The following is a 16,125-nucleotide window of genomic DNA, read 5'->3' as shown; positions in this document are numbered from 1 at the left end:
GGCGCGACCATGCTGACCCTCTACGCCGCGACCGGATCCTGCAGCCGGGCCAGCCATATCGCGCTGGAAGAGTCGGGGCTCGCCTATGAGGTTCGTCTGGTCGACTTCGCCAGGGCCGAGCAACGCGAGCCGGCCTATCTGGCGATCAATCCCAAGGGGCGCGTTCCTGCGCTCGCGACCGATCAGGGCGTCCTGACCGAGAGCCCGGCCATTCTGGCGCACATCGCCGCCCTGTCGTCGCCCGGCCTGTTGGCTCCGACCGATCCCTTCGCCTTCGCGCGGATGCAGGCGTTCAACCTCTATCTGGCCACGACCGTCCACGTCGCCCACGCCCACGGTCGCCGCGCCGCGCGCTGGAGCGACGACGCCGCCGCCCAGGCGTCGATGGCGGCCAAGGTCACGCAGAACATGCGCGACGGCTTTGCGTTGATCGAGGCGGACCTGACCGGCGAATGGGCGATGGGCGACGCCTATACGGTCGCGGACCCCTATCTGTTCACCTTCGCCGGCTGGCGGGAAAGCGACGGCGTGGACATCGCCGAGTTTCCTCGCGTCCAGGCGCATTTCGAGCGCATGAAGGCGCGTCCGGCGGTCCAGAACGCCTTGGCCGCCAAAGCTTAGCGGGCGCGCTCACAGACCAACGGTTGTGTCTAATTTGCGCCGGTCGTTAACGATCCGAATCAGCGTCGCATTTTCCCTGATTACAACCGCAGAAAATGGCGCCTTATTTCGGACATGGAGTGGGCGGCGCGCGCGATAGGGATGTTTTACGTCTTGGGCGGACTGATGCTTTTGTATCAGGCTTGGCTCAACTGGCGTCTGCAACGGGCCTTGTCCGGCGTCATCGCCGTTCCCGCAGACGATCAGATCGCAGACGGCGTGATCGCCCTGGGCGGCGTGGTGGTGCTGATGTCGGGCGTCGCGCTGGCGGCGCTCAGCGCCTGGGCCGTGGTCGCCTTCCTCGCCGGTTGGGCGATCCAGGCCGCCTATCTGCTGTGGGTCAACCGCGCCGATCTCGACAGCCCGCTGGCCAGCGGCCGGTTGAAGTCGGTGCATGCCTTCGCCGCCTATACCGCCGTCACCGGCGTGGTGCTGTGGCTGCCGCTGACCGGCGTCCTGGGCTGATCAGTCGAACTCGGCTTCCAGGTCAGCCAGACGCGCCGCCTGATCCTCGGCGATCAGGGCGTTCAGCAGCGGATCGATGTCGCCTTCCATGATCTGGGGCAGGCTGTGCAGGGTCAGGTTGATGCGGTGATCGCTGACCCGCCCTTGCGGATAGTTGTAGGTGCGGATCCGCTCCGACCGGTCGCCCGACCCGACCTGGGACTTGCGGCTGTCCGAGCGGGCCAGATCCTTGGCCTGCCGCTGCATGTCGTACAGGCGCACGCGCAGGTTCTTCATCGCCTTGTCGCGATTGACGTGCTGGGACTTCTCCGACGACGTCACCATGATGCCGGTAGGCAGGTGGGTGATGCGCACGGCGGAATCGGTCGTGTTGACGTGCTGGCCGCCCGAGCCCGACGCGCGGAAGGTGTCGATGCGGATGTCCTTGTCGTGGATTTCGATCTCCACGTCCTCGACCTCGGGCAGGACCGCCACCGTCGCCGCAGAGGTGTGGATGCGCCCCTGCGACTCGGTCGTCGGCACGCGCTGCACCCGGTGAACGCCGCTCTCGAACTTCAGCCGGCCGAACACGCCTTCGCCCGTCACCGTGGCGATGATTTCCTTATAACCGCCGGCGTCGCCTTCGGTCGCCGAATCCAGCTCGATCCGCCAGCCACGCGTGGAGGCGTAGCGCGAATACATACGGAACAGGTCGCCCGCGAACAGGGCCGCCTCGTCCCCTCCGGTGCCGGCGCGCACTTCCAGCACGGCCGAGGCGTTCTCGTCGGCGTCGCGCGGGGCCAGTAGCAGGGCGACCTCGCGTTCCAGATCGGGCAGCCTGTCCGTCAGCGCCCGCAGCTCTTCCTCGGCCATCGCCGCCATTTCCGGATCGGCCGTCATGGTTTCCAGGTCCGCCATTTCGGCGCGCGCGCGCGCCAAGCCCTGGACCGCATCGACGACGGGCTTCAGCTCGGCGTGCTCCTTGGACAGCCGCACGATCTCGGCGCCGTCGGTCGCCGAACCCATGCGCGCCTCCACCTCATGGAAACGGTCGAGCACCTGATCGAGACGGGCCTGGGGCAGTCGCAAGAGGGAAATGTCCTGAGAAAAAGCGGAGCGCCGTCCTTACCCGCCGGGGGGGCTCGTGTCGATTGCAGGCGTATCGAGGCGTGGGCCGGCGCCGGCGCCGCGCTTGTGATCGGCGATCACAGCCGGGTCACGATGGCGTCAGTCGCGGTGACGCAGTCGGCTCAAAGCCATTAGTTGAGATCGAACAACCGTAAGGAGGACGCCATGTTCGATCGCCCGCTCCCGTCGCAGCCGGACGCCGCCGAGGTCGCCGAAAGCGTCGATCGCCTGTGCCGCCTGTACGACAGCCGTCTGACCGAGCACGGCGGCGACCTGTCGCCCGAGGACGCGCGCGAACTGAAGGCCATGGCCGCCATCTATGATCTGGACACCGACCGCCCCTCGACCGAGGTCTGGCGCGACCTTCGCGCCGTCGTCACGCGTCAGGCGCCGCTTGACGCCACGGCGCCGGTCGAGGTCGAGGCCCTGACCCTGCTGGTGGTCGAGGACGATCCCGACGCCGCCGCCTCCCTGACCGAACTGCTGACCGAGGCGGGCCACAATGTCGTCGGCCCGTTCCACAGCGCCGCCGCCGCCGAGGCTGCCGCTGCGCTGCACAGCATTGATGCGGCCTTGCTGGACATCAATCTGTCAGGCGAGATGACCGGCGTGGAACTGGCCCGCGTCCTGACCGACCGCTGGACCGTGCGGGTCATCTTCATCTCCGGCGATGTCGCCGCCGCCGCGAAGAATGCGGACATGGCCGAGGCCCTGGTGCTGAAACCCTATAACGGCGCGCAGATACTGGAGGCGGTGGCGCGCCTCGCCTGAGGGCCGGATCGAGCTCCCGCAGCTTGCGTCTAAGGCGAAGGCGGGCGATCACGGATCATGCTGTCGAACCGGTCCCGCTACGCCCTGCGCGCCATGGTGCATCTGGCCGGTCTGCCGGACGGCGGCCCCGCGACCATCGCCGAAATCGCCGAGGCGGCGGCGGCCCCGCGAAAGTTCCTGGAGGCCATTCTGCTGGATCTGCGCCGTCAGGGTCTGCTGGCCTCGAAGCGGGGCAGGGCGGGCGGCTATGCGCTGGGCGCGCCCGCCGACGCCATCAGCTTCGCCGACGTGATCCGCGCGCTGGAAGGCCCGCTGGCCCTCGCGCCTTGCGCCTCGCGCACCGCCTACGGCCCGTGCGAAACCTGCCCGGATGTCGAGACCTGTCCGTTGCAGCCCGTGCTTCAGGACGGGCGTGACGCCATCGCCGCCGTCTTCGAGGCGCGAACCCTTCTGCAAGCCGCCGTCACTTCTTCTCCTATTGACCGACTAGGGAAATAGCCCGCACCGTTGGACTAAGTTTCAGAGGGCGCCATGCAAGATTTCCTGCTCTTCCTCGCCGTCGGTTTTCTGGCCCAGATCGTGGATGGGGCGTTGGGCATGGCCTATGGCGTGATTTCCTCCACCGTCCTGCTGTCGTTCGGCGTACCGCCCGCGACGGCGTCGGCCAGCGTCCACGCCGCCGAGGTCTTCACCACGGCGGCGTCGGCCGGCTCCCATACGGTCAACAAGAACGTGAACTGGAAGCTATTCGTGCCGCTGGCCCTGGGCGGCGTCGTCGGCGGGGGTTTCGGCGCCTTCGTCCTGACCAGCATCGACGGGGATCTGCTGAAGCCCTTCATCACCACCTATCTGGCCATCATGGGCGTGGTGATCATCTGGCGCGCCACCCGTCAGACGCGCGAGCGGATCTTCCCGCGCAAGTTCGCTGGCCCTCTGGGTCTGGTCGGCGGCTTCTTCGACGCCATCGGCGGCGGCGGTTGGGGACCCACGGTCACCACCACCCTGGTCGGCACGGGTCAGGATCCGCGCGTCTCGATCGGCACCACCAATACGGCGGAGTTCTTCGTCACCTCCGCCATTTCCGCGACCTTCCTGGTCGCACTGCTGACCGGACATTGGCAGGAGGCCGAGGGCTTCTCGACCCACGCCATGGCGGTGCTGGGCCTGATCATCGGCGGCCTGATCGCCGCCCCCTTCGCCGGCGTCATCGCCCGAATCGCGCCGCGCCGCGCCCTGACCTACGGCGTCGGCGCCGTGGTGCTGTTCTCGGCCGGCTATCAGGCGCTGCGGCTGTTCAAGGTGATCTGACATACGTCAGGTTGCGCGCGGCGATTTTCCGGGTATCTTCCCTCAGCGCAGTGTTGCGCATGGGGCTTATCATGAAACTTCAATATGTTGGCGTGGCCATGGCTGCGCTTTGCGTCAGTGGCTGTGTCTCGTCGGGCAGCGGCGACACTATTCTGGCCATGCCGCGCGAGCAGGCGGCGCGCATGTCGGTGGGACAAATTGTCCTGTCCGGACGCCCCGACAACGTCTCGGCCGATTTCGATCAGGTCTTCGCGACCCAGATCCGCGAAGAAATGGACAAGTGCGCCAAGGGGACGACCCCGCTGCGCCTGGAAGTCCGCATCACCGAATTCAAACGCGCCAATCCGGCCATGACCTTCCTGGTCGGCGATTCCAACGTCATCAAGGGTCAGGCCGTGCTGATCGATCCGGCCACCGGCCAGAAGGTCGCCGACTTCGACATCGCGCGCTCGGTGGGCGGCGGCGGTCTGATCGCTGCGGCCGGCATGAGCCAGGCCGAAGAGCAGATGACCGGCGCCTTCGGTCAGGAAATCTGCAAGCGCGCTTTCGGCGCCTGAATGAAAGTCGGGACGCGCGATCTGTGCGTCCCGACTTCAGTCTTCAGCGCGTCAGGGCGGCGACGAAGGCCGGGTCGCCCATCAGTTCCTTGAGCGCGAGGCTCAAGGCCTGCGACAGCGTCGTGGCGGCGTTTCCGCCGTTGGCCAGCTGCACGGTCCGCTCGGCCTGGCCGGCGATGGCGCGGCGATAGACTTCCGCGCCAGCGGCATTGGTGACAGTGACCGTCAGCCCGACGTCGGCCTTGGATTTGCCAGCCAGCATGCCTACCGAGAAGTCGTTGTAGAAGGTGGTCACCTCGGCGTTCACGCGTGCGCCGGCGTCGCCCACCTGATAGCCACGCTGGCGCAGTTCGGCGGCGATGGCGTCGCGCACGATATCCGTGACCTCGATCTGAGACCGGATCGCGGCCATTTCCATGCCGTAGCCGTTGATCTGGGCGCCGATGCGCGCACGGTTTTCCGTGCGGGCGTCACTGGACGCGACGGTGACGCGGATGTTTTGCGCGCCCGGTGTGGCGCTCGCCGTGCTGACGGCATAGGGCACCGGAACGATGTCTTCCGACGTGGCGCAGGCGCTAAGTCCCACGAGGCCAGCCAGAGCCAGACCTGCTAAGAGGTTCGATTTCATAGAGTTTTCCCCCAAGGAAAGAACGCGAATCGGCCAGACGCCGATTCGCGTTTCTAGCGCGAGGAATGTGAAGGGCGCTACCCGGCGCTGCGAGATGTCGCAGGCCACTCCGCCGCCTGAAGCTCCGCCGCGCGTGCGGCGTCCAGTTCGGCGGCCTTCTGTTCAACCAGGTCGACGATGTGGTCGATCATGCCGTCGTTGGCCTTTTTGTGGGCGATCTTGCCGTTCAGATAGATCATGCCCGCGCCCTTGCCGCCGCCGGTGAAGCCGATGTCGGTATAGAGGGCCTCGCCCGGTCCGTTCACGACGCAGCCGATCACCGACAGGCTCATCGGCGTCGAAATATGGGCCAGCTTCTCTTCCAGCACCGCCACCGTCTCGATGACGTTGAAGCCCTGACGCGCGCAGGACGGGCAGGCGATGATGTTGACCCCCCTGTGGCGCAGACCCAGCGACTTCAGGATGTCGAAGCCGACCTTGATCTCCTCGACCGGATCGGCGGCCAACGAGACGCGGATGGTGTCGCCGATCCCGGCCCACAGCATCGACCCCAGGCCGATGGCGGACTTGATGGTGCCGGTGCGCAACGGCCCCGCCTCGGTCACGCCCAGATGAAGCGGGCAGTCGATCGCCTCGGCCAGCTGCTGATAGGCAGCGACGGTCAGGAACGGGTCGGACGCCTTCACCGAAATCTTGAACTCGTGGAAGTCGTGGTCCTGCAGGATGCGGGCGTGGTTCAGCGCGCTCTCGACCATGGCGTCGGGGCAGGGCTCGCCGTATTTTTCCAGCAGTTCCTTTTCCAGCGAACCGGCGTTGACGCCGATCCGCATCGAACAGCCATTGTCCTTGGCCGCCTGGATCACGTCGCGGACGCGGTCGGCCGAACCGATGTTGCCCGGGTTGATGCGCAGGCAGGCGGCGCCCGCCTCGGCCGCCTCGATGCCGCGCTTGTAGTGGAAGTGGATGTCGGCGACCAAGGGCACCTTGGCCTCGCGCACGATGGTCCTGAAGGCGGCGGTCGATTCCACGTCGGGGCAGGAGACGCGCACGATGTCGGCGCCGGCCTCTTCCAACTGACGGATCTGGTCGATGGTCGCCGCCGCGTCCGTCGTCGGCGTATTGGTCATCGACTGGACGCTGATCGGGGCGTCGCCGCCCACCAGGACGGAGCCGACGCGGATCTGGCGGCTCTTGCGACGCTCGATGTGGCGCCAGGGTCGGACGTGGGTGTGGTCGCTCATGGGAGCATCATATAGGCCGATGATGACGGCGGGACCACGGCCGACGCATCAGTTCGGCGCGGGGGCGGGTGAAGAGGGCGCTGGCGCGGGGGAAGGCGTCGCCCCTAGCGTCGCGGCCGCCTGGGTCCGGGCCTGGGCGGCCTGAGCTTGGACCTGAGCCTGGACCTGGGCGCGCGCCTGGCTGGCGGCCAGCGCCTTGGCCGCCTGATCCGCGCGGCTGTTCAACTGGGCCAGCGGCGTCAGCACGCCGGCCAGGGGGCCGCCGTACTCGCCGTTCAGGAAGACGTCGAAGGCGGCCGGGTCGGACACGTCCACCGTCGCCGCCACGCCGATGGGCGCGCGCCAGGCTTCGCCCGGCGCCATCTGCCGCGCGAACAGGGCCTGACCGTCGCCCAACCGCACAACCAGGGCGCCGGCCGTCTTGGCCTGGATCACCACCATCGAGGCGTTGGCCGAGGCGCCATAGACGGCCCCGCGCGGGTTGAACGCCTTCTGCACCGGCTCGGGATTGGCGGCGGCGGCGATCACGGCCGGATCGGTCGGATCGACCCCGGTCAGCTCGGCCTCCAGCCCCGGGGTGATGTAGAGGGCCGGCGTCGTCTGGTCGGGCGGGGCGGACATGGGCGCGCTGAGCGCGACCTGCGGATCCGGATCGGCCGCCCCGGTCCAAGTCTTTGGCACGGCGGCGATATCGGACGGATGGGCGGTCTGATGCAGGCTGGCGCGCTGGAACACGTTCCAGCCGATGACGGCGACCACCACGGCGGCGATGCCGGCGACGATGCGCGGCGAATGGCGTTTCACGTCCTCGAAGGCGATGCCGATGGGCGCCTTCAACGGCACGGAGGTGTCCGGGCTCTCGCGCTTGAACCGCTCGACGGCGGTCTGTTCGTCCAGCGCCAGGGCTGAGGCGTAGGCCCGGACATAGCCCAGGGCGAAGACGCGCGAGGGCAGGGACGACCAGTCGTTCTGCTCCAGGGCGGTCAGGAATCGGCGATGGACCTTGGTCTCGGCGGCCAGTTCGGCCGGCGACTTGCCCGACCGCTCTCGGGCGGCCCGAAAGCCATCGCCCAGGGTCGCGGCGTCGACGAAGGCGGCCGTCGGATCCGGCCGGTCCGCAATGCTTTCGATCGCCTCGGGGGCGACCCCCGCATTCAGCGTCATGACGCCTGACCCCATGTCCGGGAAACACAGCGCCGACGCGCCGTTCACAGGGCCCGAGATAGACGATTGCGCGCCGACCAGCAACGCCGCCCTTGCGTCCAGACGCCTGCGATCAGACGGCGACGTTCAGCTTGCGCGCCAGGGATTCGATCTCGTTTCGAACCGAGCCGGTGGATAGGTTCAGCAGATTGGCCATGCCGCGCCGGGCCGCATTCAGGTCCGCCGACAGGATCATCCGCTTGACCGGCCCGACACCGCCCGCCGGCGCCGACAGTCGGGTGAAGCCCAGCACGATCAGGGCGAAGGCTTCTAGCGGCCGCCCCGCCAGTTCGCCGCAGATCGACACCGGCGTGCCGGTGTCGGCGCAGGCCTTCTGGATGGTCTGGAGCGCCCGCAAGGTCGGCGGCGACAGCGGGTCATAGCGATCCGACACCAGCGGATTGGTCCGGTCGGCCGCGTACATGTACTGGAACAGGTCGTTGGTGCCGATGGAGACGAAATCCGTCAGCGGCAGCAGGGCGTCCAGATGCCACAGCAGCGACGGGCATTCAACCATCGCCCCGACGCGCAACAGGGCGGGCAAGGCGCGCCCGCGACGCCGCGCCCAGGCGCATTCGATATCGACCAGTTCGCGCGCGGCCCGGAACTCGTCCACCGTGGCGATCATCGGGAACATGACGCGCAGTTCGCGCCCGGCACCCGCCGCCAGCAGCGCCCGAAGCTGCATCCGCAACAGCGACGGCCGGTCCAGGCCCAAACGGATGGCGCGGCGGCCCAGCGCGGGGTTCTCTTCGCGCTCGGCCTCCAGATAGGGCAGGACCTTGTCGCCGCCGATGTCCAGCGTGCGGAAGGTGACGGGTTTGTCGCCCGCCGCATCCAGCACCAGCTTGTAGAGCGCCGTCTGGGCGTCCAGCCGGGGCAGTTCGTCCGAGACCATGAACTGGAACTCGGTGCGGAACAGGCCGATGCCCTCGGCGCCCGTCTCGATCATGTTTTCCAGATCGACCGCCAGGCCGGCATTGGTCAGGACCGTAATCCGCTGACCGTCCAGCGTCACGGCCGGCACGTCGCGCAGCTGGGCGAACTCGGCCTGGCGCTGTTCGCGCACGGCCATGCGCGACTGCACCGCCTCCAGCATGTCGGGGCGGGGGCGCAGATAGGTCTCGCCGGTCTCGCCGTCGGCGATGACCATGTCGCCTTCCGACAGTCGGTCGCGCAGGCCCATCAGACGGCCGACGCACGGGATCTGCAGCGCGCGCGCGACGATGGCGGCGTGGCTGGCGGCCGAGCCCTCTTCCAGCAACAGCCCCTTCAGCTTGTCGCGCGGATATTCCAGGAGGTCGGCGGGGCCCAGGTTGCGCGCCACCAGGATGGCGTCGTCGGGCAGTTCGCGCTCGCCCGGCTTGTCGCCCGCCAGCACCCGCAACAGGCGGTTGGCCAGATCCTCGAAGTCGTGCAGCCGTTCGCGGATATAGGGGTCGCGCGCCTGGGCGAAGCGGGCGCGGTGTTCGTTCCTGACCCGGTCCACCGCCGCCTCGGCCGTCAGGCCGTTCCTCACCGCCTCTTCCAGCGACCGGTTCCAGCCCCGGTCGTCGGCGAACATCCGGTAGGTTTCCAGAACCTCGAACGACGGCCCAGCCAAGCCCTGGCCTTTGTCCAGCATGACGTCCAGGCCGCTCTTCAGCGTGGCCAGCGCCAGCTTCAGCCGCGCCTCCTCCATCGCCGGGTCATCGGAAAGCAACTTCTCGGGCGCCAGCGGCGCCTCGTGCAGAACCACATGGCCGAAAGCCAGGCCGTCGGCGAACTTCTGGCCCTTCAGCCGTTCGGGCCGGTGCGGCGCCAGCTCCACATCGCGCAGTTCGTCCAGCGCCAGCAGCTCGCCCGACGACACCGTTTCGGACAGGACCATGGCGATGGTCTGGATGTCCTCGACCTCTTCCTCGTCATAGCGCCGCTCGGTGCGGTTCTGGACGACCAGGACGCCGATGGCCCGACCGCCGCGCAGCAGCGGGGCGCCCAGGAAGGCGTGATAGGGGTCTTCGCCCGTCTCGGGGCGATAGGAGAAGGACGGGTGCGACGGGGCATCGGACAGGCTGATGGGCTGGGCCATCCGCGCCACTTCGCCGACCAGGCCCTCGCCGGGCCGCAGCCGGGTGTTGTGCACGGCGTCGGGGTTCAGACCCTCGGTGGCGAACAGTTCGAGCTCGCCCGACGCGCGGCGCAGATAGATGGAGCAGACTTCGGCGACCATCGACCGGGCGATGATCTTGACGACCATGTTCAGCCGGTCCTGCGCCGGCGTCGCGCCCGCGCCGGCCCCGCCCAGAGCCTCGCGGATCTGGCGCAGGAGGATCCGGGGTCCTCTGGTCATCGCGCCGCCTGCCGGCATCATGTCTCCCGCGCCCCGGCGCCTAGGCGCCTTCTGAAATCACCCTATACCGCGTCCAGCCCATATGCCGAATGCAGGGCGCGAACGGCCAGCTCGGCGTAGGCGGCGTCGATCAGCACGCTGATCTTGATCTCGGAGGTCGAGATCGCCTGGAACTTCACGCCCTTGTCGGCCAGGGCCTTGAACATGGTCTGGGCGACGCCCGCATGGCTGCGCATGCCGACGCCGACGACCGAGACCTTGGCCACGTCCTCGTCGACGCGGATTTCCTCGAAGCCGAGCTGCTCCTTGGCGGCGGTCATCAGGTCGGCGGCGCGCACGGCGTCGCGACGGCCGGTCGTGAAGGTCAGGTTGACCGTTCCGGCGGTGCGCGACTGGCTCTGTACGATCATGTCGACGTTAACGTTGGCCTCGGCCAGGCGCGTGAAGACGTCGGCGGGCGCGTCCACCCGGTCGGAGAGGCCCAGCAGGGTGATGCGGGCCTCGTCACGGCTCATGGTCACACCGGACACGATACGTTTTTCCACGATCTCCTCCTCGTCGCAGATCAGGGTTCCACCCTTGTCGGGCATGACGCCATTCGCGTCGGGTTCGATAAAGCTTGAAAGAACGCGGACCGGGACCTGTTTGGCCATGGCCAGCTCGACCGAGCGGGTCTGCAGCACCTTGGCGCCCAGGGACGCCATTTCCAGCATCTCTTCGTAGGACACCTTGGCCAGGCGGCGCGCGCGGTTCTCAATGCGCGGGTCGGTCGTATAGACGCCGTCCACATCGGTATAGATGTCGCAGGGGCAGCCCAGGGCCGCCGCCACGGCGACCGCCGAGGTGTCCGAACCGCCGCGCCCCAGGGTCGTGATCTTGCCGTCCGCCGTCACGCCTTGGAAGCCGGGCACGATGGCGATCTCGCCAGCGTCGACGGCGGCACCCAGTTTTTCGCCGGGGATGTCGATGATGCGGGCGCGGGCGTGGGCGTCATCGGTCAGGATCGGCACCTGCCAGCCCATCCACGAGCGCGCGTTGAAGCCCATGTTGCGCAGGGTCGCGGCCAACAAGCCCGAGGTCACCTGCTCGCCCGAGGCGACCACCACGTCATATTCGTCGTCGCTGAGCGGCAGGCCCGCGGCGGCCGGTCCGGCGCCGTCGGTCCAGGCGACCAGTTCGTTGGTCTTGCCCGCCATGGCGGAGACGACGACGGCGACCTGTTTGCCCGCCGACACTTCGGCCGCGACGATCCGCGCCGCACGGCGAATGCGTTCGAGGTCGCCCATCGAGGTGCCGCCGAACTTCATCACCAGTCGTGTCGTATCGGGCCGCGTCATCGTGGCGTTCCGCCCCCTGCTTGCGTGAAAGGGCGCGAAGGTTCATCCCTCGCGTCATGACCGCTTCTAACGGCGCCGCTCCGTCTCGCCTACCCCAACAGGGGCATGGTTTTTCGCAAAAATCGTCCGAAACGGCGTTCGGCGCATCGATCGACCCCGCCGACGTGGCGCGCTTCTCGGCCCAGGCGGCCGAATGGTGGGATGCGCACGGGCCGTTCGCGCCGCTGCACCGCTTCAACCCGGCGCGGCTGGCCTTGATCCGCGACCAGCTTTGCACCCGGCTGGGCCGCGATCCCAGGGCGCGGGCGCCCTTCGAAGGTCTGACCCTGCTGGACGTGGGGTGCGGCGGCGGACTGATCGCCGAGCCGATGCGGCGGATGGGCTTTGACGTCACCGCCATCGACGCCTCGTCCGAGAACATCGGCACGGCCCGCGCCCATGCCGACATGGTCGGCCTGGATATCGCCTACCGCGCCGCCACGGTCGAACAGATCGAGGCGGAAGGGGCAGGGCCGTTCGACGTGGTCCTGACGATGGAGGTGATCGAACACGTCGCCGATCCCGAAAGCTTCGTGCGTGCCTGTTCGCACCTAGTCCGGCCGGGCGGGGTGATGATGGTCGCCACCCTTAACCGCACGCTGAAGTCGCTGGCCCTGGGCAAGGTGGCGGCGGAATACATCCTGCGCTGGGTTCCGGCCGGCACACACGACTGGCGCCAGTTTCTGAAGCCCGACGAAATCCGCGCGATGCTGGCCGCCGAGCCGGTGGCGGTTGAGGGGCCCTACGGTCTGAACTACGACCCGCTTCACGACCGATGGAGCCAGACCGACGATGCGGGCATCAACTATATGATGGTCGCGACGCGCAACGCCGCCTGAAATGCAAAAAGGCCGCCCCGAAGGGCGGCCTTTCTTTCTGACCGAACCTCGTCGCTAGACCTTCGAAGCCCGGCTGCGCGTCCAGGCGTACAAGCCAAACACCGCGACAGCGAAGCCGACGATGCCCGCCAGCATGGCCGGCCAGGCCGAGCCCTCGGGCAGCATGGCGAAGGGCGCGTCGTCCCGGGTCGCCACGATGACGCCGGCGGTGAAGACGCCGAACAGGCTTTCGCCGACGATCAGGCCCGAGGCCAGCAGCACGCCCATCCGGCGCGCCACGTCGGCGTAGCGGGTGGATGAGACCGCCTTGTCGTAGATCCAGCCGGCGACGGCGCCGATGACCAGCATGGTGGTGACCGCAGCCGGCAGATAGAAGCCGATGCCGACGGCCAGCGGCGGCAGCTTGACCTTGCCCTTGGTCGCCTTCGACACGACCGCGTCCAGCACGATGATGACCACGCCGATCGCCGCGCCCAGACCGATCAGGTCCCAGCGCAGGTCGCCGCCGATGACGCCGCGCGCCAGGGCCGAGATCAGGGTCGCCTGGGGCGCCGCTAGGGTCTTGGCGCCTTCCACGATGGCGGGCGGGCCGCCTTCGAAGCCGAAGGCCTGGTTCAGCAGGTTCAGGATGAAGGGGATCACCAGAGCGCCGGCGCCGACGCCGACGATCAGCGCCACCTGCTGACGCCACGGCGTGGCCTCGACCAGTTGGCCGGTCTTCAGATCCTGAAGGTTGTCATTGGCGATGACGGCGACGGCGAAGACCACCGCCGTCACGATCAGGGCGAAGGCGATGATCGACGGATCGGCCGGCACGCCGGCGATGGCCATGACGCCCAGCATCAGCAGCGAGGCGATGACGATGGCCAGGATGCCGACGCCCGACACGGGGCTGTTCGACGAACCGATCAGACCGGCCATATAGCCGCAGATGGCCGCCACGGCGAAGCCGATCAGCACCACATAGACCAAGCCGCCGATCACCAGGAGCGGCGTCGATCCCGCCAGGGCCGGGGCGCTCTGGGCGAACCAGGTCAGGAGGCCGGCGATGCCGACCAAGCAGGCGACCGAAACGCCGCCCACCAGTTTGATGGGCAAATCTTGTTCGGTGCGCTCAAGCACTTCGCCGTGGGCGCGTTTGGCGTTGGCGGCCAGCGCCGAGGTCAGGCCGCCGATCAGCGGACCGGCCAGTTTGATCAGGGTCCAGATGGCGGCGACGCCGATGACGCCCGCGCCCATGAACCGCACTTCGCGCGCCCAGACGGTGGTCGCCAGCTCCTCGGCCGGCGCGCCGGCGGGCAGGGTCGAGGCGATCGACGGAATGCCGTGCGCCGTCAGCCAGGCGATGGTGTCCGGGCTGGTCAGGATCGGCACGGCGATGGCCCAGGCCAGCACCAGGCCGAACAACTGCGCCAGACCGACCGTCAGGCCGATCAGGTGACCGGCGCCCAGCAAGGCGAACTGCATGCCGAAGCCCATGCCCGTCGCCCCGCCGCCCAGCGCGGCCGGCAGCTTGAAGAACTTGGCCGCTTCGCCCGCAAAGACCCGACCCGCGACCAGCAGAGCATAGCCTGACGACACCACGGCGCCGGCGACCACGACCCACAGGCCGGACTTGTTCTCGCGTACCGCGCTTTCGGTTTGTTCGGCGCCGCGCGACCCGACCTTCAGCACCTCGGCGGCGGCGACGCCTTCGGGGTAGGGCAGGCCGCCGTTGACGACCAGCGCCCGGCGCAGCGGGATCGAGAAGGTCACGCCCAGCACGCCGCCCAGGATGCAGATCGCCACCGACTGCCAGAACGGAAACTCCAGCCACCAGCCGATCATCACCAGGCCCGGCAGGACGAAGATGATCGAACTCATGGCCCCGCCGACCGAGGCCACGGTCTGGACGGTCATATTCTCCCAGATGGTCGAGGTGCGGAACGCCCGCAGCACCGCCATCGAGATCACCGCCGCCGGAATGGCCGAGGCGAAGGTCAGGCCGACCAGCAGGCCCAGATAGGTGTTGGCGGCGGTGAAGATCACCGCCAGCAGGCAGCCCAGCACCAGGGCGCGGAGCGTCAGTTCTAGCCGACCTTTGGGGGCGGCGGCGGCGTCTGTCATATGCGAAGGTCCCACGTTTGCGCGGACGTAAGCGCATTCTGTCGCAGGCGGCAACTGGTCGCGGTCAGATGCGGGCGCCCCCGCCGCTTGGCCCCGCGAGCCGGACGGGCTAGGACCGGGCCATGCCCGAACTTCCCGAGGTCGAAACCGTCCGACGCGGCCTGACGCCGGTGCTGGAGGGCGCGCGGCTGTCACGGGTCCGGATTAACCGGCCCGACCTGCGATTTCCCTTCCCCGAGCTTTTCGTCGAACGGCTGGAGGGGGCGACGGTCCTGCGGATCGACCGGCGGGCCAAATATCTGCTGGCGCCGCTTTCGACCGGCGAGACCTGGATCACCCACCTGGGCATGACCGGCCGCTTCACCCTGGACGGAACCCTGCTTGGCGAGTTCGAGGAGGCCGCGCCCATCGCCGGCAAGCACGAACATTTCAGCGGCTGCGCCATCCGCGATGGAGCGGCGACCCGCATCGGCTACGCCGACGCGCGCCGGTTCGGCTTCATGGGCCTGATCTCCAGCGACCAGATCGAGACCCATCCCTGGTTCGCCGGCCTGGGGCCCGAGCCGCTGGGCAACGGCTTCTCCGGCGCCCATCTGGTTGAGGCCTTTGCGGGAAAGAAACAGAACATCAAGGTCAGTCTGCTGGACCAGCGGATCGTCGCCGGCCTGGGCAATATCTATGTCTGCGAGGCCCTGTACCGCGCCCGCATCTCGCCCCTGGTCGCGGCCGGATCGGTGTCGAAGGCGCGGCTGGAGCGTCTGGCGACCGAGGTTCGAAACGTCCTGAATGACGCCATCGCGGCGGGCGGCTCGACCCTGCGCGACTTCGCCAACGCCGAGGGCGGCCAAGGTTATTTCCAGCACCGGTTCGACGTCTATGGCCGCGAGGGCGAGCCGTGTCGGGGTGAGACATGCACCGGCGTCGTCGCCCGCATCGTCCAGGGCGGCCGCTCCACCTTCTACTGCCCCTCCTGCCAGAAGAGGTAAGCCTATGAGCGACCGCATCTGCCTGTTGCGCGGCGTCAATGTGGGCGGGGTCAAGGTCCCGATGGCCGAGCTGAAGGCTATCGCCGTCGAGGCCGGTTTCGCCAACCCGCGCACCCTCTTGGCCAGCGGCAATCTGGTCGTCGAGAGCGACGCCGAACCGGCCGATGTCGAGACGCGGCTGGATCGGGGAATCGCCGCCCACTTCGGTCGCCCCATTGGGGTGATGGTGCGCACGCCCGCGCAATGGGCGGCGCTGATGGCCGCCAATCCGTTCGCCGATCAGGCCGGGATCGACGGCTCCAAACTGCTGGTCATGGTGATGAAGGCCGGGATCAAGGATGGGGCGGTCGAGGCCTTGCGTGGTTTCGCGGCGGGGGACGAGCGGGTCGAGCCGTCCGGCGGCGACCTGTTCTTCTGGCATCCTGACGGCCTGGGTCGCTCGAAGATGGCGGAGAAGGCCCAGCCGCGCCTGATCGGCGTCGGCACCGGCCGCAACTGGAACACGGTGCAGAAACTGGCCGCCATGGTCGGCTTGGAGGACTGAGC

16 protein-coding genes are annotated in these 16,125 nt (G+C 68.2%); 9 read left to right on the top strand and 7 right to left on the bottom strand.

Annotated elements, in window-relative coordinates:
• Window positions 1–9 precede the first annotated feature (9 nt).
• Together QRN13_RS12905 and QRN13_RS12900 are read left to right on the top strand one after the other, a co-directional pair.
• Window positions 10–621, top strand: a complete 612-nt coding sequence (locus tag QRN13_RS12905; RefSeq protein ID WP_284878198.1) for a glutathione S-transferase family protein — start codon at window positions 10–12, stop codon at window positions 619–621.
• A gap of 165 nt (window positions 622–786) precedes the next feature.
• Window positions 787–1,125, top strand: coding sequence for a hypothetical protein (locus QRN13_RS12900; protein ID WP_218015912.1), 339 nt, complete (start codon window positions 787–789; stop codon window positions 1,123–1,125).
• Here the strand turns inward: QRN13_RS12900 and prfA are convergent, their stop codons facing one another.
• Window positions 1,126–2,193, bottom strand: a complete 1,068-nt coding sequence (gene prfA / locus QRN13_RS12895) for a peptide chain release factor 1 (protein ID WP_284878197.1) — start codon at window positions 2,191–2,193, stop codon at window positions 1,126–1,128.
• 204 nt (window positions 2,194–2,397) lie between these two features.
• Here prfA and QRN13_RS12890 point away from each other — a divergent pair, with 204 nt between their 5' ends.
• The 4 genes from QRN13_RS12890 to QRN13_RS12875 all read left to right on the top strand — a co-directional run bounded on the left by QRN13_RS12890 (window position 2,398) and on the right by QRN13_RS12875 (window position 4,868).
• Window positions 2,398–3,003 carry a response regulator gene (locus tag QRN13_RS12890; protein WP_284878195.1) on the top strand — a complete coding sequence of 202 codons (606 nt, stop codon included), beginning with the start codon at window positions 2,398–2,400 and terminating at the stop codon, window positions 3,001–3,003.
• Between the two features lie 57 nt (window positions 3,004–3,060).
• Window positions 3,061–3,501: an RrF2 family transcriptional regulator gene (locus QRN13_RS12885; RefSeq protein WP_055808795.1), complete on the top strand. Its 441-nt coding sequence runs from the start codon at window positions 3,061–3,063 to the stop codon at window positions 3,499–3,501.
• A gap of 33 nt (window positions 3,502–3,534) precedes the next feature.
• The gene (locus tag QRN13_RS12880) at window positions 3,535–4,311 is read left to right on the top strand and encodes a sulfite exporter TauE/SafE family protein (protein ID WP_284878194.1); all 777 of its coding nucleotides are present in this window, start codon (window positions 3,535–3,537) and stop codon (window positions 4,309–4,311) included.
• Between the two features lie 71 nt (window positions 4,312–4,382).
• Complete coding sequence (locus tag QRN13_RS12875) at window positions 4,383–4,868, top strand: hypothetical protein (protein WP_284878193.1); 486 nt, start codon at window positions 4,383–4,385, stop codon at window positions 4,866–4,868.
• A 43-nt stretch (window positions 4,869–4,911) separates the two neighbouring features.
• Here QRN13_RS12875 and QRN13_RS12870 read toward each other — a convergent pair whose 3' ends face one another.
• From QRN13_RS12870 to QRN13_RS12850, 5 genes are all read right to left on the bottom strand, one after another.
• Window positions 4,912–5,496, bottom strand: coding sequence for a YajG family lipoprotein (locus tag QRN13_RS12870; protein ID WP_284878192.1), 585 nt, complete (start codon window positions 5,494–5,496; stop codon window positions 4,912–4,914).
• A 77-nt stretch (window positions 5,497–5,573) separates the two neighbouring features.
• Window positions 5,574–6,737 carry a flavodoxin-dependent (E)-4-hydroxy-3-methylbut-2-enyl-diphosphate synthase gene (ispG, locus tag QRN13_RS12865; RefSeq protein ID WP_284878191.1) on the bottom strand — a complete coding sequence of 388 codons (1,164 nt, stop codon included), beginning with the start codon at window positions 6,735–6,737 and terminating at the stop codon, window positions 5,574–5,576.
• A gap of 48 nt (window positions 6,738–6,785) precedes the next feature.
• Window positions 6,786–7,901, bottom strand: a complete 1,116-nt coding sequence (locus QRN13_RS12860; RefSeq protein WP_284878190.1) for a helix-turn-helix domain-containing protein — start codon at window positions 7,899–7,901, stop codon at window positions 6,786–6,788.
• A 112-nt stretch (window positions 7,902–8,013) separates the two neighbouring features.
• Entirely contained in the window at window positions 8,014–10,272 is a 2,259-nt protein-coding gene (gene ptsP, locus QRN13_RS12855) for a phosphoenolpyruvate--protein phosphotransferase (RefSeq protein WP_420197030.1), read from the bottom strand.
• 62 nt (window positions 10,273–10,334) lie between these two features.
• Entirely contained in the window at window positions 10,335–11,609 is a 1,275-nt protein-coding gene (locus tag QRN13_RS12850) for an aspartate kinase (RefSeq protein WP_017505449.1), read from the bottom strand.
• 56 nt (window positions 11,610–11,665) lie between these two features.
• Between QRN13_RS12850 and ubiG the strand changes: the two genes are divergently transcribed.
• The gene (gene ubiG, locus QRN13_RS12845) at window positions 11,666–12,487 is read left to right on the top strand and encodes a bifunctional 2-polyprenyl-6-hydroxyphenol methylase/3-demethylubiquinol 3-O-methyltransferase UbiG (protein WP_284878189.1); all 822 of its coding nucleotides are present in this window, start codon (window positions 11,666–11,668) and stop codon (window positions 12,485–12,487) included.
• A gap of 54 nt (window positions 12,488–12,541) precedes the next feature.
• Here ubiG and QRN13_RS12840 read toward each other — a convergent pair whose 3' ends face one another.
• A complete protein-coding gene (locus QRN13_RS12840; protein WP_284878188.1) occupies window positions 12,542–14,593 on the bottom strand; it encodes an OPT family oligopeptide transporter in 2,052 nt (683 codons plus the stop codon).
• A gap of 122 nt (window positions 14,594–14,715) precedes the next feature.
• Here QRN13_RS12840 and mutM point away from each other — a divergent pair, with 122 nt between their 5' ends.
• A complete protein-coding gene (gene mutM, locus QRN13_RS12835; protein ID WP_284878187.1) occupies window positions 14,716–15,579 on the top strand; it encodes a bifunctional DNA-formamidopyrimidine glycosylase/DNA-(apurinic or apyrimidinic site) lyase in 864 nt (287 codons plus the stop codon).
• A gap of 4 nt (window positions 15,580–15,583) precedes the next feature.
• On the top strand, window positions 15,584–16,123 hold the full coding sequence (locus tag QRN13_RS12830; protein ID WP_284878186.1) for a DUF1697 domain-containing protein: 540 nt from the start codon (window positions 15,584–15,586) through the stop codon (window positions 16,121–16,123).
• Window positions 16,124–16,125 lie beyond the last annotated feature (2 nt).

It is taken from the genome of Brevundimonas sp. MEB006b (genome assembly GCF_030209705.1).
Lineage (GTDB): Bacteria > Pseudomonadota > Alphaproteobacteria > Caulobacterales > Caulobacteraceae > Brevundimonas.
This window is presented reverse-complemented; position numbering and strand designations above follow the sequence as displayed.